This window comes from Arenimonas sp. (genome assembly GCF_035312645.1).
In the GTDB taxonomy this organism is placed as follows: domain Bacteria; phylum Pseudomonadota; class Gammaproteobacteria; order Xanthomonadales; family Xanthomonadaceae; genus Arenimonas.
On record NZ_DATGBO010000086.1, the window covers coordinates 1 to 19,500 of the forward strand.

The 19,500-nt window shown below is 65.9% G+C and carries 15 protein-coding genes and 1 pseudogene; 3 read left to right on the forward strand and 13 right to left on the reverse strand.

What is annotated here, in order from left to right:
* Positions 1-486, reverse strand: a pseudogene (locus tag VKM35_RS07875) (acyl-CoA desaturase); the annotation flags it as partial.
* Positions 487-653: 167 nt separating this feature from the next.
* A complete protein-coding gene (locus VKM35_RS07880; RefSeq protein WP_324320132.1) occupies positions 654-1,943 on the reverse strand; it encodes a CVNH domain-containing protein in 1,290 nt (429 codons plus the stop codon).
* Between the two features lie 200 nt (positions 1,944-2,143).
* Between VKM35_RS07880 and mutM the strand changes: the two genes are divergently transcribed.
* The 3 genes from mutM (at position 2,144) to VKM35_RS07895 (ending at position 6,736) form a co-directional block, all read left to right on the forward strand.
* Positions 2,144-2,956: a bifunctional DNA-formamidopyrimidine glycosylase/DNA-(apurinic or apyrimidinic site) lyase gene (gene mutM / locus VKM35_RS07885; protein ID WP_324320134.1), complete on the forward strand. Its 813-nt coding sequence runs from the start codon at positions 2,144-2,146 to the stop codon at positions 2,954-2,956.
* Positions 2,957-3,370: 414 nt separating this feature from the next.
* Entirely contained in the window at positions 3,371-3,931 is a 561-nt protein-coding gene (locus tag VKM35_RS07890) for an ECF-type sigma factor (RefSeq protein WP_324320136.1), read from the forward strand.
* Positions 3,932-3,943: 12 nt separating this feature from the next.
* The gene (locus VKM35_RS07895) at positions 3,944-6,736 is read left to right on the forward strand and encodes a serine/threonine-protein kinase (RefSeq protein WP_324320138.1); all 2,793 of its coding nucleotides are present in this window, start codon (positions 3,944-3,946) and stop codon (positions 6,734-6,736) included.
* A gap of 5 nt (positions 6,737-6,741) precedes the next feature.
* On the opposite strand, the gene VKM35_RS07900 is transcribed toward VKM35_RS07895, so the two are convergent.
* The 11 genes from VKM35_RS07900 to VKM35_RS07950 form a co-directional block, all read right to left on the reverse strand.
* Positions 6,742-7,374, reverse strand: a complete 633-nt coding sequence (locus VKM35_RS07900) for a thymidine kinase (protein ID WP_324320140.1) — start codon at positions 7,372-7,374, stop codon at positions 6,742-6,744.
* A 71-nt stretch (positions 7,375-7,445) separates the two neighbouring features.
* Positions 7,446-8,138 (reverse strand): pseudouridine synthase, encoded by a 693-nt coding sequence (locus VKM35_RS07905; RefSeq protein WP_324320142.1) that lies wholly within the window; start codon positions 8,136-8,138, stop codon positions 7,446-7,448.
* A 45-nt stretch (positions 8,139-8,183) separates the two neighbouring features.
* On the reverse strand, positions 8,184-8,555 hold the full coding sequence (locus tag VKM35_RS07910) for an endonuclease domain-containing protein (protein ID WP_324320144.1): 372 nt from the start codon (positions 8,553-8,555) through the stop codon (positions 8,184-8,186).
* A gap of 142 nt (positions 8,556-8,697) precedes the next feature.
* Positions 8,698-10,350: a ubiquinone biosynthesis regulatory protein kinase UbiB gene (ubiB, locus tag VKM35_RS07915; protein ID WP_324320146.1), complete on the reverse strand. Its 1,653-nt coding sequence runs from the start codon at positions 10,348-10,350 to the stop codon at positions 8,698-8,700.
* Complete coding sequence (locus tag VKM35_RS07920; protein ID WP_324320148.1) at positions 10,347-10,991, reverse strand: ubiquinone biosynthesis accessory factor UbiJ; 645 nt, start codon at positions 10,989-10,991, stop codon at positions 10,347-10,349. The genes ubiB and VKM35_RS07920 overlap by 4 nt, the downstream gene beginning before the upstream one ends.
* A 57-nt stretch (positions 10,992-11,048) precedes the next feature.
* Positions 11,049-12,074 (reverse strand): NAD-dependent epimerase/dehydratase family protein, encoded by a 1,026-nt coding sequence (locus VKM35_RS07925; protein WP_324320150.1) that lies wholly within the window; start codon positions 12,072-12,074, stop codon positions 11,049-11,051.
* Positions 12,071-13,732 carry an olefin beta-lactone synthetase gene (oleC, locus tag VKM35_RS07930; RefSeq protein WP_324320152.1) on the reverse strand — a complete coding sequence of 554 codons (1,662 nt, stop codon included), beginning with the start codon at positions 13,730-13,732 and terminating at the stop codon, positions 12,071-12,073. Before oleC ends, VKM35_RS07925 begins: the two co-directional genes overlap by 4 nt.
* 279 nt (positions 13,733-14,011) lie before the next feature.
* Positions 14,012-14,833, reverse strand: coding sequence for an alpha/beta fold hydrolase (locus tag VKM35_RS07935; RefSeq protein WP_324320201.1), 822 nt, complete (start codon positions 14,831-14,833; stop codon positions 14,012-14,014).
* A 104-nt stretch (positions 14,834-14,937) separates the two neighbouring features.
* Positions 14,938-15,954, reverse strand: a complete 1,017-nt coding sequence (locus VKM35_RS07940; protein WP_324320154.1) for a 3-oxoacyl-ACP synthase III — start codon at positions 15,952-15,954, stop codon at positions 14,938-14,940.
* A 158-nt stretch (positions 15,955-16,112) separates the two neighbouring features.
* A complete protein-coding gene (locus tag VKM35_RS07945; RefSeq protein WP_324320156.1) occupies positions 16,113-16,496 on the reverse strand; it encodes a DUF4156 domain-containing protein in 384 nt (127 codons plus the stop codon).
* Positions 16,497-16,571: 75 nt separating this feature from the next.
* Positions 16,572-19,460: a pitrilysin family protein gene (locus tag VKM35_RS07950; RefSeq protein ID WP_324320203.1), complete on the reverse strand. Its 2,889-nt coding sequence runs from the start codon at positions 19,458-19,460 to the stop codon at positions 16,572-16,574.
* Positions 19,461-19,500: the final 40 nt, after the last annotated feature.

The window sequence follows — 19,500 nt, forward strand, 5'->3', positions numbered from 1 at the left end:
CAACAGGCCCGGCAGGCCGAACAACGCGACATCGATCACCAGCATCAGTATCGGGCCCAGCGTCGAGCGCGGCGTATAGACGTGGCGCTCGAGCCAGTCGTCGGGCGTGCCCTTGCCGTATTTTTCCAGCATCGCCTTGTCCAGACGCGCGTCCTGGTAGAGCTCGACGCCGCGCCAGAGCACTTGATTGATGCCGTGGAAACGCGGGCTGTGCGGATCTTCGGCGGTTTCGCAGCGGGCGTGGTGCAGGCGATGCACGGCGACCCATTCCTTGGTCACCATCGCCATGGTCAGCCAGGACCAGAAGCGGAATGCGTGCGTGAGCAACGGGTGGAAATCGACGCCACGATGCGTCGCGCTGCGGTGCAGGTAGAGCGTGGTGGTGAAAATGGTCAGCTGCACCATCACCAGGAAATACACGGCCATCTGCCAGTACGCGGCCTGGGTCAGGCCGCGGGAAAGCCAATCGAGTGAAGCGGCAAACATCGCGGGAAACTCCGGAATCGGCGCCGGGCGGGCGGCGCGTGGCGGGCATGATGCCCACCGATCGGCGCGACGTCACCCTGCCCCCAGGTATGGGGGCGCGCGGCCCCCAGACAAGCTATCCCGGAGGCCCTGACCGGTTTATCCGGCCAGGGCGATCCGCTGCACGATCAACGGCAGGTCAACGTGCCGTTGCTGTTGGCGACATCGCGGCCGTAGCAAGTGGCGATGTTCAGCGAAGTCATCTTGAAGCGGCCGTAAGAGTCGGGGCAGGTCGCGGCGAGGATGCCGCCACGCACGTAGGCGCCGGTGCAGGTCGCCTGATAACTGCCCTGCGGCGGCACCGTGCCGGCGATGCCGCCGTTGTTGCCGCTGTAAGCGGTATCGCTGCACTGCAGGTAGCCGTTGTTGTTGCCGATACCCTGGCCGCGGCAGTTGTCGACGTTGATCGAGCTGCGCCGGGTCGAGCCATTGGCCGTGGCGCAGGTGGCGTTGAGCGTGCGGCCGCTCATGTAGGCGCCGGTGCAGCTCTGCTGATAGCTGCCCAGCGGCATGCCGTTGGCATAGCCATTGTTATTGTTATAGCCGTTGTTATAGCCGTTGTTGTAGTCGTTGCACTGCAGGTAACCGTTGTTGTTGCCGATGTCGCGGCCGCGGCAGTTGTTGACGTTGATCGACGTGCGCCGCGGATAGTTGTTGCCGTCCAGGCAGGTCGCGGTGAGCGTGCTGCCCTTGATCGAGGCGCTGTTGCAGCTTTGCTGGTAGGAACCGATCGGGAAGCCGCCATTGCCGTTGTTGCTGCAGGACAGGCGACCACCGTTGTTGGAGATGTCGCGATTGCGACAGCTGTTGACGTTGAGCGTGGTGCGGCGCGGGTAACCGTTCTGGTCGGCGCAGCGTGCGGTCAGGGTGTTGCTATTGACGTAGGCGCTGTCGCAGGTCTGCTGGTAGGAGCCGGCCGGCGGCGGGTTCAGGCAGCGCAGGCCACCGTTGACGTTGCCGATGTCGCGGCCCTGGCAGCTATCGGCATTGATGGAGGTCGTGCGCTGGCCGTTGCGGTCGTCGAGGCAGATCGAGGTGAGCATCGCGCCGTTCATGCGCGAGCCGTAGCAGGTCATGCGATAGCTGCCGGCCGGGATGTTGTAACCGTTGTTGCCGTAGTTGTTTCCGTAGCCATTGCCATAGCCATTGCCGTAGCGCATGCACTGCAGCTTGCCGTTGTTGTTGACGATGTCGCCATCGCAGTCGGCAGCGATGCTGGTGGACTTGATGCGGTTGCGGCTGTCGGAACAATCAGCGCGCAAGGTGCCGGCGTAAGTGTTGCCCCAGCCCCCGTCGACGCGCGCGTTGGTGCAGGTTTCCAGATAACTGCCCGGGGGCAGGCTCTGGGCCGCGACCGGCGCGGCGAAGCCGGCGAAACAGATAAGTACGAGCAGAACAGCCCTGGATATAGCGCGCATCGAAAATCTCCTTCTCGATCTTGCGTGACCGGTTGCCCGGGGCCAGCGCCCGTAGGCGTGGAGTGTCGACGCCAGGCGGGCCTGGCTCGATTGCGCCGGAGTGTAGGCCCCGGCGGTTTGAATCCCGGATGAAGGTAGCCCTTCACCATGGCGCTTGTCACCTCGCGGTCTCGCTGCACCGCAGCGCTACACTTCGGCCCATGCCCGAACTGCCCGAAGTCGAAACCACCCGTCGCGGCCTGATGCCACATCTAACGCAGCGCCGCATCACTGCGGTCACGCTGCGCCGTCCCGATCTGCGCTGGCCCATTCCGGCGGAGGTGCGCGAGCTGCTGCCGGGCGAGAAAATTCTCGCCGTGCGCCGCCGCGCCAAATACCTGTTGCTGGACACCCACGCCGGTAGCGCGTTGCTGCACCTGGGCATGTCGGGCGTGCTGCGGATCCTGCCAGCGGACAGCGCGATCGGCGCGCACGATCATGTCGACATCGCGCTCGATTCCGGCCGCGTGCTGCGCTTCACCGACCCACGCCGTTTCGGCTGCCTGCTCTGGCAGGCCACCGGCGAGACCCACGACCTGCTGCGCGATCTCGGGCCGGAGCCGCTGTCCGACGACTTCGACGGCGAATACCTGTTCGCCCTCAGTCGTGGCCGCAAGGCGCCGGTCAAGACCTTCGTCATAGATCAGGGCATCGTCGTCGGCGTCGGCAACATCTACGTCGCCGAGAGCCTGTTCCGCGCCGGCATCGCCCCGACCCGCGCCGCCGGCACGATCAGCCGCGAGCGCTATGCGAAGCTGGCTGCCGCGGTGAAAGACATCCTCACCCACGCGATCGAACGCGGTGGCACCACCTTGCGCGACTTCCTCAACGCCGACGGCGCCCCGGGCTATTTCGAGCAGGAATTGTTTGTCTACGGCCGCGAAGGCGAACCCTGCAAGGTCTGCGGCCGCCGCATCCGCGACACTCGCATAGGTGGTCGTGCTTCGGCGTGGTGCGGGCGGTGTCAGAAGTGAGCGGGGAGCGGTGAGCGGTGAGCGGTGAGCGGTGAGCGGTGAGCTGTGAGCGGTGAGCGGTGAGCGGTGAGCGGTGAGCGGAAAAAGCATATGGGGCTTCGTCATCCCCGCGAAGGCGGGGATCCAGCGTCTTTGCTTTTGTGTCCCCGGGCGACGAAACAGAAAGTCACTGGATCCCCGCCTTCGCGGGGATGACGGGATATTTCAAGGGAATATCGAAAGCCATACCAAACCCCCATCAACCCCGAAGCCTCACCTTCTCCGCTCACCGCTCACCGCTCACCGCTCACTCCGTCTCCCGTCTCCCGTCTCCCGTCTCCCGTCTCCCCTCTCCCCATTCCCATTCCCCCGACGTGACACCCGTCACGTTCGGGCTATAGTGTCGGCAACCCGCGTAGACGGGTCCGGGGACTCATGAGCGAAACGGCAGACATCACGCAGTGGTTGAGCGCAGCACGCGGTGGCGACCGCAGTGCGCTCGATCTCGTGCTGTCCACGCTCTACCGCGAGCTGCACGGCATGGCCCGGCGCCAGCTCGGCGGCCAGAACGGCCATACCCTCGATGCCACCGGCCTGGTCCACGAGGCCTACCTGCGCCTGGTCGGCCGCGCCGATGCCGAGTTCGAGGACCGCGCGCACTTTTTCGCCTATGCCGCCTCGGCGATGCGCAGTGTGGTGGTCGATTACGCCCGCCAGCGACTGGCCGTGAAGCGCGGCGGCGACCTGCACCGCGTCACCGACCTGCCCGAGGACCTCGGCGGCGGCATGCGCATGGACGAGGACATGCTCGGCCTCGACGTCGCCCTGACCCGCCTCGCCGATGTCGACCAGCGCCTCGCGCAAGTCGTGGAGCTGCGCTATTTCGCCGGCCTGTCGGAAGCCGAGATCGCCGCGCTGCTCAAGCGCTCCGAGCGCAGCGTCCGCCGCGACTGGCAGAAGGCGCGCATGTATCTGCTGGCATCGCTGCAGGGCTGAGGTCGGCCGCGCATGCATGGCGAACGCTGGTCGCGCCTTTCGCCCCTGCTCGATGAACTGCTGGAACTGACGGGCGAGGAGCGCGCCGCCCGCCTCGTCCGGATCGAGGCCGACGATCCCGAGATCGGCACCGAACTGCGCAAGATGCTGCTGCTCGAGGACGAGCGCCCCGATTTCCTCGCCAAACCCATGGTCGATGCTTCGCTGTTTTCGCCGCAGGCGGGCCAGGAGATCGGGCCGTACCGCCTGGTCGCGCCGCTGGGCGAAGGCGGCATGGGCCAGGTCTGGCTGGCGATGCGCTCGGACGGCCTGTACGAGCGCCGCGTCGCACTGAAACTGCTGCGCCCCGGCCTTGGCGACGCCGGCCTGCGTGCGCGCTTCACGCGCGAGCGACAGATTCTCGCGCGCCTTGGCCACGCCCATATCGCGCGCCTGCTCGACGCCGGCATCAGCCAGGACGGCCAGCCCTATCTCGCGCTCGATTACGTGCGCGGCGACGCCATCACCGACTACGCCAAGAAACACGGCCTCGACGTGCGCACGCGCCTGAACCTGTTCGCGCAGGTCTGCGCGGCGGTCAGCCACGCGCACGCCAACCTGGTGGTGCACCGCGACCTCAAGCCTTCCAACATCCTGGTCACGCCGGCAGCGGAAGTCTGCCTGCTCGATTTCGGCATCGCCAAGCTGCTTGACCAGGTGACTGGCGAACACACCGAGATCACCCAGACCGATAGCCGCGCCTTCACCCTGCACTACGCCGCGCCAGAGCAACTGCGCCGCGAACCGATCACCACCATGACCGACGTCTATTCGCTGGGCGTGGTGTTGTACGAATTGCTTACCGACTGCATTCCCTACGATCTGCCGCGGCAGACCGACGCCGCCTGGGAAGAAGCCATCCTTACCGCCGAGCCGGTGCGGCCATCGCTGGCGGTGGCGAAACTCGCTCGCGAAAGCGGCCTGCTGGTCGATCGCCGACGCATGCGCATGCTCGCCGGTGACCTCGACAACATCATCCTCAAGGCGCTCGCGAAAGCGCCGGAGCTGCGCTATCCCTCGGTCGAAGCGTTGGCCCAGGATCTGCGCCGGTATCTGGAAGGCCAGCCGGTGCAGGCGCGGTCACAGGGCATGGCCTATCGCGTGCGCAAATACCTGCGCCGACACGCGGTGGCGGTGGGCCTGACCGCCGTGATCAGCGGCCTGATGGTGGTCTCGCTGGCGATTTTTTCCTGGCAGGCCGACCGCGCCGTCAAGGAAGCCACGCGTGCGCAGGCGATGCAGGATTTCGTGATCGCGCTGTTCGAGAACACCGGCAACGCCAACAACGCGCAAGGCCTGGACGTGCGCGCGCTGCTCGACGCCGGCGTCAGCCGCGCCGATACCGAGCTGGGCACGCAGCCGCAGGCACGTGCGGAACTGCTCGGCCTTATCGCGCGACTACGCTCGGGCCTGGGCGACGACAAGGAAGCGCTGCAACTGCTCGATCGCCAGCAGGAACTCATCCACATCCTCGGCCCGTCCGCGCCGCCGTCGCTGGTACTGGAATCGGCCGCGCTGCGTGGCCGCAGCCTGCGCGAACTCGATCGCCCGCAGGACTGCCTCGCCGCGCTCGGCCCGCTGCTCGCAAGCGCGCAGGCGGAGGCCGGGCGTTCGCCGCTGGTGGTCGCGGAATTTTTCTCGCAACTGGCGCGCTGCCATGGCCGCATGCAAGGCCGCGAGGTCGCGCGCGATCTGTTTGGTCAGGCTTTGCAGCTGCGCCGCGGCGGCGGCGACAACCCGGCGCTGGAAGCGGAAAGCCAGACCGATCTGGCCCTGCTAAAGATCGACGATGGTGATCTCGCCGGCGGCATTTCCGCGCTGCGCGACGCGCTGGCGAAACTGCGCAACGCCGGTGGCGAACGCAACGCACTCGGCGTCGACATCTGGCGCAGTCTCGGCGATGCCTACGGCCGCCAGAACAACCTGATCGAATCCGAAGCCGCATATCGCCAGGCGCTGGACATCGCGCTCGGTCGTTTTGGTACGCAGCATCCGCGCACGGCCGCCGTGCAGCTGCGGCTCGCGGAAGTGCTGGCGCAGGTCGGCAAGCTCGACGAGGCCGACCGCCTGCTGCGCCTTGCGCAGGACAGCATGCATGCACGCTGGGGCGACGACAGCCTCGAACAGGCCGGCGTCGACAGTCTGCGCGGTCGTCTCGCGCTGGATCGCGATCACGCCGCCGATGCCGAAGCCGCGCTCACCGATGCGGTGCGCGCCTGGCGGTCGCATACGCAACTGTCGACGCATGCCTGGGATCTTTGCTGGCTAGCACTCGCGCGCAGCGATCAGGCCAAGGTCGACGCGGCAGAAAACAGCGGCCGCGAATGCATCGCGGTGATCCGCGCGCGCGATGTCGAAAATCCCGCGCCGGCGTTGGCTGCACTCGCCGACGCCGCGCTCGATCGCGACAATCCGGCACAGGCGCGCGCCTGGCTCGATCAGGTGGATCTGCGCGACGCCGCCCAGGCCAAGGACGCCGGCCTCGCGCTCACCGAAGCGCGCTGGGCGTTGCGCACCGGCGCCGCCGACGCCGCCGAACGCATCGCGGTGGCGCTGGATCGCCTGCCTGATGAAGCCGCGTATCGCCGCCTGCGCTGGCAGGCGCTGGCACTGCAGGCAGCACATGCGTGTCAAAACGGCGCCGGCGCAGCCGGCCAGCTGCAGCGCAGCAAGGTCATCGACACCGCGCGCCGCGAAGATCCCGAACGCCTGCGCCTGCTGCGCCGGCTCATGCAGATCGACGCGAACTGCCCCGCACCGATCTGAACTTTCTAGAGGCCCTCGTCCAGCGGGAGCGGCGGTTGCTGCAGATCGATGCGGCCTTCGCCGGCCATGATCTTCTTGAACTCGGGACGCGAGACCGACACGTAGCGGTCGTTGCCGCCGATCTCGACCTGCGGGCCGTCGGTGACCGCGCGGCCGTTTTCGTCGACGCGCACCACCATCGTCGCCTTCTTGCCGGTGTGGCAGATGGTCTTGATCTCGATGAGGTTGTCGGCCCAGGCCAGCAGGTATTGGCTGCCCTCGAACAACTCGCCACGGAAATCGGTGCGCAGCCCATAAGCGAGCACCGGAATCCTGAGCGCGTCCACTATCTCGCTGAGCTGCCAGACCTGCGGCTTGCTGAGGAATTGCGCCTCGTCGACCAGCACGCAATCGAGTTTGCCGCGGGCATCAATGTCGGCACGCACGATGCGCTCGAGGTCGTCGCTGCGTTCGAAGATCACGCCGCGCGCCTTCAGGCCGATGCGTGAAGCGACCACGCCTTCGCCGGCGCGATTGTCCAGCCGCGGCGTCAGGATCAGCGTGCGCATGCCGCGCTCGTGGTAGTTGTACGCGCTCTGCAACAGCGTCGTGGTCTTGCCGGCGTTCATCGCCGAATAATAGAAATAGAGCTTGGCCATGCGGCTAGCCTGACGCCTGATCCGGTCGCATTCAAGGCCCTCGATGTGCGCCATGCACGCGCCGCGTCAATTCACTCGACCGCGTTCATCCCCAACACGTCCAGCGCCTTGCGGAACTCGTCGTCCAGCGGCGCCGTCACCGTGATGCGCGCGCCGCTGACCGGATGCAGGAACGACAGCTGCCAGGCGTGCAGCAACATCCGATGCACGCCGCGCATCCGGAACGTGCGGTTGTGGCGGCCGTCGCCATGGCTGGAATCGCCGATCAGGTGATGGAATACATGCTTGAGATGCCGACGGATCTGCCGGAAGCGCCCGGTCTGCGGCGAGCAGCGCAGCAATGCATAACGCGAGGTCGGATGCTGCGCGCTCGGCGTCTCGATCTCGGCGGTGGCGAGGCGCACGACCTGCGTGATCGCCGGCTTCTTCACCGGCTTGCCGGGCCCGCCGTCGAGATCGTGATCGATGACGAAACTTTCCTCGGGCCAGCCGCGACAGATCGCCAGGTAATGCTTGTCGACCTCGCGCGACATGAACACCTGTCCCAGCGCCGCCGCGACCTCGCGATCAAAGGCCACCAGCAGGCAGCCGCTGGTCGCGCGATCGAGACGATGGATCAGATGGATGGGTTTGCCGAACTGCTCGCGCAGGCGCTCGTCGAGAAAATCATCCTCGCCCCGCGCCATCGCACTCGCATGCGCCATCAAACCGGCAGGCTTGTCGACGACGGCGAGGTACGGGTCTTCGTAGAGAACGACGATCATCATCTTTCGTGTTTCATCTGTTGCCTCGATTTCCTTCCAGGCCGCTCATCCCCCTCCCCTGCTCGCAGGGGAGGGTCGGGGTGGGGTAGAAATCTGTCGAAAAATCTCCGCCAGCACCGCGTCCATTTCCAATAGAACCTGATCGTTCCAGAAACGCAGCACCCGATACCCGTCGCGCTCAAGCATCAGGCTGCGCCTGCGGTCGTATCCCATCTGAAGCAAATGCTGTCCGCCATCAAGCTCGATGGCCATCCTCGCTTCAATGCAAGCAAAATCAGCGATATATCCAGCGATCGGATACTGACGACGGAACTTCAAGCCGCGCATCTGCTCCCCGCGTAAATGTCGCCAAAGCGCGCGTTCGGCGTCGGTCATGCTTCTGCGCAGATGTCGTGCGTTGTTCCATATCTGCCGCAAGCCTCTACCCCCTCCCAGCCTCCCCCTGCGAACAGGGGGAGGGGCATTTCGCGTGTTCGGAACGGGATTGTTGCCCGGAAGGCGGCTTTCTGCGATCAAGCAAACCCTCGGCGAGGAGTAAGGGAAAACAAGAGACGAAAAATCAGCGCCGCGGCCACGCCGCCATGAACGCGCCCAGCGCGGCGGCGGCGGCGATCCAGGTGGCGGCGGTGAGGTGGAGCAGATGCGGGCCGCCGCGGTCGAACGTGAAGAGCACTGCGGCGGTGATCATCAGCCCCGTGCCGAGGATCGCGTACACGGCGTGGCGCTGGCCTTCGCGGGAAATGCGCGCGAGCTCGGCGAGATCGTCGGACTGCATGCGCAACGAATGCCGGCCATCGACCTGCTGCGACAACCAGTCGCGCAGCAGGCGCGGCATGTCCGGCGCATGGGTGATCAGTTCCGGCAGGCGCTTGCGGAATTCCGCCATCAAGGTCTTGCGGCTGTAGCGCTCGCGCAGGATGTTTTCCAGCACCGGCGAGGCGACGGAAAAAATATCCAGCTTCGGATCGAGCAGGCGCGCAACGCCTTCGACATTGAGCAGGGTTTTCTGCAGCAGGATCAACTGCGGCTGCAGCGTCAGCTGGTAGCGCTGCGCAGTGCGGAACAACTTCACCATCACTTCGGCGATCGAGATTTCCGACAGCGGCCGGGTGAAATACGGTTCGCACACCGAGCGCGTCGCGGCTTCGAGTTCATCGATGCGGATATGCGCCGGCATCCAGCCGGCCTCGACGTGCAGCTCGGCGATGCGGCGGTAATCACGCTGGAAGATCGCCATGAAATTCTCGGCGAGGTAGAACTGGTCGCGCGCCGGCAACTGCCCGACGATACCGAAATCGAGCGCGATGAAACGCGGATTGTCCTTGCGCGTCGCGTCCACCCAGATATTGCCGGCGTGGGCATCGGCGTGGAAGAAATTGTCGCGAAACACCTGCGTATAAAACACACGCACGCCCTTGGCGGCGAGCGCGCTGCGGTCGATGCCGGCGGCGTCGATCGCGGCGACATCGTCGGAGCCGATGCCGTACACGCGCTCCATCGTCAGCACGGTTTCGCTCGACAGCGGCCAATGCACTTCCGGCACGTACAGGTCGTCGGAATCGAGCCAGAGCCGGCGCATCAGGCTGGCGTTGGCGCCTTCCCGCTGCAGGTCTAGCTCGGCGTACAGCGTGCCTTCGATTTCCGAAACGACCGCTTGTGGCTGGATTTTCTCCGCGTTCGGATGATGCCGATCGGCGAACGAGGCGAGCGTGCGCAGCAGGCCGATGTCGGCGTCGATCTGCGCGCGGATGTTCGGACGCAACACCTTGATCACGACCTCGCGGCCATCGTGCAGCGTGGCCGGATGCACCTGCGCGATCGACGCCGACGCCAGCGGCGTGGGATCGAAACTCGCGAACAACTCGCCGACCGGCCTGCCCAGCGCGCGTTCGATTTCGCTCTTGGCGAGCTCGCCGTCGAACGGCGCGACCTGGTCGCGCAGCAGGTTCAATTCGTCGGCGATGTCGGGTGGCAGCAGATCGCGACGCGTCGACAACACCTGGCCGAACTTCACGAAGATCGGTCCGAGCTCCTGCAAAGCCAGACGCAGACGCTGCCCGCGCGGCAGGTTCGCCTCGTCGCTGCGCACCGCCGAAAACGGCCGCAGCAACCACAGCCAGCGCCCGAACGCGGTGTTTTCCAGCAGGCCGTCGAGCCGGTGCTTGAGCAGCACGCGGACGATGCGCAGCGCGCGGAAGGCCGATTTCGTCATGCCGGGTCGCCCGCTTTCGTCGCCAGTCTGTCGACGCGCGCGATCAGGCGTTCGCTGCGATCGCGCAGCGCGTCAACGTCATCGTGGAAGGCAGAGAGCTCCGCCTTGGCGACGACATCGCGCGACTCCTCGGTGACGAATTCGGCGGCATCGCGCGCGAGGTTCTGCGCCAGTTTGCTGCCGGCGCGCAGACCTTCGCGCAAGGTACGCGCGACCTGCGGGCCGATGATCGGACCGAGGGTGTCGGCGAAAGGTTTTTCCCAGTCGGGATCGAAACGGTCGGCCAGTTGCTGCAACGTGCGCGCGAGTTCGGCATCGCCGTTGATGCGCAGCTTGCCAACCGGCGCAGCGCCGCTGCTACGCGCGAACGGCAACTGCGCGAACAGACCGCCGAGCGTCGCACGCAGACCGAGATCGGCCTCGCTGTCCGGATTCGCCGGACCGACATCGAGGCTGCCATCACGGACCGTGATCGACAGCGCGATGGCCGGGGCTTCCAGCGCGAGCTCGATGCGCTTGCCGTCGAGGGCAGCGAGCGCCTTGCGCGTATCGGGATCGAGCGCGACCAGACGATTGAGCGCGATTTCCAGCGCGCGGCCGGCAATCGGCTTGAGGGCAGCGAAGGGCGAGGGTGTGCTCATGGGCGCATTGTAGTCATGTGGGAGCGGGCATGGCCGCGACGGACCGTGTGCGGCACATCATGGGTTCGCGGTCGTGCCCGCTCCCACGGAGCGTCGCGCCCAATCGGCAGCGGTGCGGCGCAGGCCTTCGGCGAGGTCGATGGTCGGGGCGTAGCCGAAGTCGCGTTTTGCCGCGCTGATGTCGTACCAATGTGGCGTCGACAATTGTTCGGCGAGGAAACGCGTCATCGGCGGCTCGCCGCGCATCGGCAATACATGCCAGACGGCTTCAAGCAGCGCGCCGGCGGCATACGCAATCGGATACGGAATGCTGGCGCTGATCGCGGGTGTGCCGGTTGCCTGCAGCAACGCGTTGACGATCTCGCGTGCGCTGGTCGGCTCGCCGTTGGAAATGAAATAGGCCTTGCCGGCGCAGGCCGCGGCGGGCGCGAGATGATCGAAGGCTGCCAGGTGCGCCTGCACGACGTTGTCGATGTAGGTCGTGTCCATGCGGTTGTCGCCGCCGGCGATGAAACGCAGTCGCCCAGCGCGCGCACGTTCGACCAGGCGCGGCAGCAACTGCGTGTCGCCCGGGCCCCAGATCAGCCGCGGACGCAACGCGACCGTTGCGAGTTGTGCGTCGTTCGCGGCGAGCATCGCGAGCTCGGCGATTTTTTTTGTCGCTGGATACGGCGCCTTGAAATTTTCGCCGTAGGGCGTGTTGATCTCGTTGCCGCCTTCGACCGGGGTGCGGCCGCTGTGGGTGACGCTGGGCGTGGAGGTGTAAACGATTCTTCCCACGGAATTTTCTCGACAGGCGGCGATCACGTTTTCCGTGCCGCGCACGTTGGCGTCGAAATAACTCCGATAGCTGCCCCAGGCGCCGGCTTTCGCCGCATTGTGGAAAATCGCATCCTGGCCGACGCAGGCTTTCGCCAGACCGTCGGCATCGGTGAGATCGCCCAGCACCTGGCGCACGCCCAGCGTTTCCAGGTCTCGCGAAAAACTGCGCTGATAGCTGCTGACGGTATAGCCGCGGGCGATCAACGCGGCGCAGAGTGCGCGGCCAAGAAAGCCGCTGCCGCCGGTGACCAGGACATTCATGCGCGCGCGCCCATCTGTTTGCTCGCCCATGCCGCCAGTTGTTCGCGACCGATCTTGGCGTTGTGGCGAATGTCGACCGGAAATCCGGCGTGGAAAAGAATCGTGTCGATGCCGCGGGTATGTTCGAAGCCAGCGGCGATTTTCAACAACTCGGCACGGATGCGCGCCTGCTCGGAAACCGCGACACCTGCGCGCAATTCAATGCAGAGCACCGGTCGCTGCTTCGGCGCGATGTCGACACCGACCAGCGCCGTGCGCCGTACTTCCGGATGCGTGTTGAATACCGGCTCGACCTGTTCGGTGAACAAAGCGCCGCTCGCTGTCTGCACGCGATGCGATTTGCGGCCACAGAACCACAGCCGGCCGTGTTCGTCGAACCAGCCGAGATCACCCATGCGATGTACGATGCGCGCGCTGTCGTCATGGCAACGCTCACGAATCTTCGCCAGCGCCGTGGCCTGCGGGCGGCGGAAATATTCGTCGGTCGCCGACGGGCCGGCGACGGTGATTTCACCGACGACGCCGCGTGCAACCTGCAAATCGTCGTTCCATTCGGCGACAGCCGCATCGGTGATTGAAATCAGGCGCACATCATTGGCCGCCACCGGAAGACCGACGCAGGTGCCGGCGCCGCGTTCGGTCGCCGCGCGCGTCGCCTGCAATTCGCGGCCTTCGATCACCGCAACCGGCAGGCATTCGGTGGCGCCGTACGGCGTCCAGAATTGCGCGTCGTCCGGCAGCAGTTCGCGCATTTTCGCCACGACGTCGGGCGGCACCGGCGCGCCGGCGGAGGTGACACGCCGGACCGTCGGCAGCTTGGCGCCGTGTTTCGCCAGCACCGCCATCAGCGCCGGCGATCCGAACAATTGCGTGATGGAAAACTTTTCGATCGCATGCAGCAATTTTCGCGGATCGGCCTGCGCCGGCCGGGTCGGATCCATGTCGGGGATGATTGATGTCAGACCGAGCGCGGGATCGAACAGCGCGAACGGCGGGAACGTCGGCAAGTCGATGCCGCCGGCTTCGATGCCGAACGCATCGCGCAGCAAATCGATCTGCGCGACGAAATGCCGGTGCCGATACACCACGCCCTTGGGCACGCCGGTCGAGCCGGAGGTGAACAGCAGTGCGGCCATGTCATCGGGCGCAGTGGCGACGAGTTGCGCGCCAGCGTCGACGCCTAGCGCTTCGACTTGCGCGAGCGTGTGCCCGCCCCAGAACCAGCGTCGCCCCGCCGTGACCCGGATGCGCGCGCTGCGCGACCAGCGCAGCAACAGACGCGCGGCATGCGCGAGCGGGATGCCGATGAAGGCCTGCGGCTCGGCTTCGTCGAGGCATTGTTTCAGCGCCGAGCGCGCGATGCCCGGATCGACCAGCACCGGCACCGCACCGATCTTGAACAGCGCGAACATCAACAGGAAAAATTCCGGCGACGGCCGCACCATCACCACGGTGCGCATGCCGCGGGCGATACCGATGCGCGTCAGGCCGGCGGCGATCGCGTTGGAGCGAACCTCGAGTTGCCGATAGGTGATCGTCTGGTCGTAACTGGCGAAACCCTCGCCGCCACGCCGGCCCGGGCAACGCATCGCCACCTGATCGCCGCGCTCGGCGGCCATGCGCGGCAAGGTAGCGGCGATATTGCAGGGATCGGTCATGGGTTGAATTGTGCCCGACTGCAGCCTTTGTTCGCGCGATAGACACGCGCGCGACACCGCGCTTTCGCACCCGCGTACCCGAAGCTCCCGGTACGACGCTGCCGGTTCGGTCAGGACAGGAAGTGCTGACCGAACCGGCACGGATTCCCCGTCGGCCGCGGCGGCGCGGGTGCGATGGCGAGATTTCTGCACGCCCCTATTCCCGCGAGCAGATGGTCTTGAGCGGACATTGCTTTGAGACAAGCATAGTCGCCAGCAAGCTGGCTCCTACGAAGCGGGTCAGAGCGGATGCGCGTCGAGGAAGTGGCGGATCGCCGGCACCAGAGCGTCGGCCTTGTCTTCGAGCACGTAATGACCAGCGTCGCCGAACACGCGCTTCTCGGCCTTCGGCAGCGCGTCGGTGAAGCCGTCGAGGAAGTGTTTGTCGAACACGAAGTCGCGCAGGCCCCAGCCGATGAAGGCGGGGCGGTCGGCAAACGAAGGCAACGCTTTCTGCGCCTTGTCGAGCAGCGGCCAGGCGCGGTCGCCGGTGCCCAGGGGAATGTCCTGCACGAAGCGCAGCGTGCTGATGCGGTTGGCCCAGGAATCGTAGGGCGCGACATATGCGCGCTTGACTGCCGCCGACATCGGAATCATCACGCCCTGCTTGGTGGCGCCGCCGGCGAAGGCGTTGAAGCCGCGGATCAGACCGGTGCCGATTTTCGAATCGCGACCGAGCTTGAGCTGCCAGGGCATCGCCTTGGCTGCAGGCAACGGGAACGAGGCGGTGTTGAGGATCACCAGACGTTTGACGCGGGCGTTGTGCTTGAGCGCCCAGCCGAAGCCGATCATGCCGCCCCAGTCGTGCACGGCGAGGGTGATGTTGTCGCCGAGGTCCAGCGAATCGAGCAGGCGGTCGAGGTCGTGCACGCGCGACTGCAGCGTGTACAGATACTTGTCGTCGCCGGGTTTGTCCGACAGGCCCATGCCGACGTGGTCGGGCACGATGCAGCGGTAGTTGTCGCGCAGGCCGAGCACGAGCTTGCGCCAGTAGTAGCTCCACGACGGATTGCCGTGCAGCATCACCACCGGATCGCCGCGACCTTCGTCGAGATAGCTCATCTCGATGCCGGCGCCACGATCGAAGCGGCGCGGGTTGAACGGATAATCCGGGAACGGGCCCTTGTGGAGAATGCGCGCCTGCTCGGCGCTCAGGGACGGGTGGCTCACCAGACGACTTCGGCCATCGAGCAGTTCAGGCCCGAACCGATACCCAGCAACGCGACGCGATTGCCCTTCTTGAGCCGGCCCATTTCCTTGAGCTTGCTCAGCACGATCGGCACCGAGGCCGGGCCGATGTTGCCGTGCTCGTTGAAGATGGTCAGCACTTTCGCCGGGTCGATGCCGAACGCCTTGATGAAGGCATCGGTATGCACGCGGCTGACCTGATGGATCACGAACTGGTCCATTTCCTCGACCGCCCAGCCGAGCGCGAGGCGCGCGGCGGCGAAAGTTTTCTGCGCCAGCTTGAGGCCTTCGATCAGCAGCATGCGGGTGTCGGTGACCATGCGGTCGAGATTGCCGCGGCACAGCGTGTTCCACTCGGTCGCGGCCTTGGTGACACCACCGCGGTAACGCGGCGCATCCGGCACCAGTTCGGCGCGCGCCAGCACCATCGCGGCGGCACCGCAGCCCAGGGTCAGCGAGGCGAGTTCGTTGCGGAACTGTTCTTCGGTGACGCCGGGATCGGAAAGGCGGGTCAGGGTTTTTTCGTAGACGAGGTTGGCGGTTTCGCCGTCGACCACGAGTGCATATTCGATGTCGCCGCGTTCGATCATGCGGCTGGCGATGTCCATGCCATTGAGGAAAGCCAGGCAGGCGTTGGCGACATCAAAATTCTGGCAGTTTTCACCGAGTCCGAGGTTGCCCGAGACGATCGATGCCGTGGACGGCTCGAGGAAATCGCGGCTGACCGAGGTGTTGACGAGCAAACCGATCTTGTCGCGCGGCACGCCGGCGTCGATCAGGGCTTTCTCGGCGGCCATCGTCGCGGCATCGGAGGCCTGGGTCTCGTCGTCCCACATGCGCCGGGAAAAGATGCCGGCGATGTCCTGCAGCACGTCGGTCTTGATGCCGAGGCGATCCATGGTGGGCTGGAGCCGGGCATTGATGTCGGCCGAGCTCAGGGCATGGGGGGCATCGATGTGAGCGAGGCCGGCGATCGCGACGTGGGTGAACAGCATGGGAGGCAACCTAGGGGGAAACCGGTCAAAGTTACCGCTTTCGGCCCCCGTACTCAACCCGAACCGCCGTGAAGAGCGGCAAAAACGCGCGCTACATCATGAAAACTGCCGGCAACTGCTGCCACAAGAGCGCTGGATCAGGCATCGCATCGGGTTGGTCATTCCTTGAGCGGCGTGGTGACGGCGCTGTCGTGATCCTTGACCGGTGCCGTGGCCGGCGTGGCGGCGCCATTGCAGCGGAACGCCAGGAAGCGCTGCACGCCATCCTTCGGCTCGGTTTTCGGCTGCACGGTGTCGGCCTTGAGACCGGGCGCCTCGTTGCGCGCCAGGGTTTCGAGCTCGTCGCGCACACGCAGCGCGTCGCGCGAATACGGACCGAGGCGATCCTTGACCGAGACCTCGATCTCGCCGCGCTTCTCGCAGGCCGCCATATCGCGGTTGGCCGCGACCACTTTGATCTGCTCGCCACCCGGCGCCATCTTCACGAAGGTGCAGGCCGACAGGGACAGCACGAGGACGGCGGACAGGACAGGAAAGCGCATGCGGAGACTCCAGCAGAAATGACGACGGGCGGGATTGTCGCCCCGCCCGTCGTGAATCAGCAATGAGCCGTGAGCTTACTTCGCCGGTTTTGCTGACGCCGGCTTCGCGGCGGCGGGCTTCGCGGCGGCCTTGGTCGCGACCGGTTTGCCGTCGGCATCGATCACCTGCACCGGACCGATGTTGAGCGCACGCACGCCGCTTTCAATCTTCGACAGATCGCCGACGATCACCCAGGTCAGCGACTGCGGCTTGATCACCTGCTTGGCGGCGGCGCGGACCTGGTCGTCGGTCTGCGCTTCCGTGCGCTGCTTGAGCGTGCTGACGTAATCGTCCGGACGGCCGTACAAAGCATTGTCCTCAAGCGCACCGAGCACCGCGCCGGCGGTTTCGTAACCGCCCGGCAGGCCGCGCACGTCGTTGTTCTTGATCTTGCTGACTTCGGCCGACGTCAGCGGCTTGTCGCCAATCACGCCCTTGACCTCTTTCAACATTTCCGCGGCCGATTCCGCGGTCTTGTCGGTCTGCACCGGCGCATAGAGCATGTACGGGCGCTGGCCGAGGGCGTCCTGGCTGAAGCTGTAGGCGCCGTAGGCCCAGTGCTTGTCCTCGCGCAGATTCATGTTGAGGCGCGAGGTGAAGGCGCCGCCGAACGCGCCGTTCATGGTCTGGATCTCGAGGTTGTTGGCGACCGTGGTCGGCGGCGCCAGCAAACCGGCCAGGATCAGCGACTGCTGCGCGCCCGGCTTGTCGATCAGGAACACGCGCGGCGCGGTCTGGTTGGCGACCTTGGGGATCGCCTTGTGGCCGCGGGCGGTTGCCGGGGCCTTCCAGTCGCCGAACACGGCATCGAGCTGCGCGATGATCTCGGGCAGGGTGGTGTCACCCGCGACGAGAATGCGCACGTTGTCCGGGCGCAGCCACGCGGCCTGCCAGCTGCGCAGGTCGGCGGCGTTCAGCGCCTTGATTGCGGCTTCGGTACCGGTGCCCGAGAACGGGATCGCATACGGATGGCCCTTGCCGTAAAGCAGCGGCGGCAGCGTGCGTAGCGCCAGGCCGACCGGCTGGGTCTTTTCCTGGGCGATGCCGGCCAGCCACTGCGCGCGCACGCGCTCGATGTCGGCGTCGCGGAAGGCCGGGTTGCGCACCACGTCGGCGAGCAGGGCCAGCGACGGCGCGAGATTGCTCTTGAGGATGCTGGTACCGGCGGTGCAGCTGTCGAGACCGCAGCCGGTGGACATGGTCATGCCCAGGCGTTCGCGGCGCTGGGTGATTTCAACCGAATCGAGCTTGCTGGTGCCTTCATCGATCAAGGCGGTGGCGAAACTGGCGGTGCCGAGCTTGTGGCCGGCATCGGTGGCGTAACCGGCGTCGAACTGCAGGCTGAGGCGAACCACCGGAATGGTGTTGCGCTCGGCGAGCACGACTTCGATGCCATTCTTGAGTTTGCCGCGCTCGACCTTCGGGAAGCTCAGGTCGGGATAGCTGGTGACCGCCGGCACGCCGAGGGCGCGATTGACGTCGGAGGGCGTGACGGTGAGCTTGTCGGTCGGCGCGCCGGCCTTGTCGGCAGGACGATCGGACGACGCCGGCAAGCCGGCGACTTCTTCTTCCTTGGGCGCGGTCTTGGTCGGGACCACGGTCAAGGTGTAGTCGCCATGGCTCAGCCATTTCTTCGCGGCGGCCTGCACGTCGGCGGGCGTGGCGTCCTGGTTCCAGGCAAAGGTGCGCTTCCAGCCATCGGGGTCGCCGAGATAGAGCGCGCTTTCGCCGAGGCGCGAGGCCTTGCCGAGGGCGCGCTCGAGGCCGCGGATGGTGCCGGCACGGTTCTGCACCTGCAGGCGCGACAACTCGTCGGCGGTCGGGCCTTCGGCGAGGAATTTGTTCCATTCCTCGGCGACGGCGGCTTCGACCTTGGCCGGATCAACACCTTGCTTCACATCGGCCTGCAGCACGAACTGGCTGGCGAGTTCGAACGGCGTGACGCCGATCTCGACGTCGTCGACCAGCTTGTCCTTGTAGACGAGGCGCTGGTAAAGGCGCGAGGTCTTGCCGTTGGCGAGGATGTCGGCGGCGAGATCGAGCAGGATGAAATCGCGCTCGCTGCGCGCCGGGATATTCCACTCGCGATAGATGCGGGTCTGGGCGACGCGGTCATCCATCTGGTCGCGGGTCGAGGTCGCGCGCGGCGCGACCCATTCGGCCTGGCGGGTCACGGCCGGGCCGGCGGGGATGTCGCCGAAATACTTGATCGCCTTGGCTTTGGCGGTGGCGGCATCGATGTCGCCGCTGAGCACGAGCACGGTATTGGCCGCGCCGTAATAGTTCTGGAACCAGGTCTTCACGTCGGCGAGCGAGGCCGCGTTGAGGTCGGCCATCGAGCCGATGGTGTCGTGGTGGTAGGGATGGTTAGCGGGGAAAGTCTGCGCCAGCATGCGTTCGTCGACGCGGCCGTAGGGCTGGTTTTCGCCCTGGCGCTTTTCGTTCTGGACGACGCCACGCTGCTCATCAAGCGTGGCCTGGTCGATCGCACCAAGCAGATGGCCCATGCGGTCCGATTCCATCCACATCGCCATGTCCAGCGCGGTGGTCGGCACGGTTTCGAAATACATCGTGCGATCGAGCCAGGTGTTGCCGTTGATGTCGGAAACGCCGGCTTTTTCGAAGGGTTCGAAATACTCGCCCTTGTGGTTTTCCGAGCCATTGAACATCAGGTGCTCGAACAGGTGCGCGAAGCCGGTCTTGCCGGTGGGTTCGTCCTTGGAGCCGACGTGGTACCAGATCGCCACCGACACTACCGGCGCCTTGTGATCCGAATGCACGATCACGCGCAGGCCGTTGGCCAGGGTGAACTGCTCGAACGGAATGTCCAGACTGGCCTGCGGAGTTTCGGCGGCGTAGGACATCGGGAAGCCGGCGGCGAGCGCGATGGCGAGGGCAAGCAAGGAGGCACGTGGCCGGCGCAGCAGGGTCGTCATGGAAAGCACCTGGGGGACAGAGGGAATG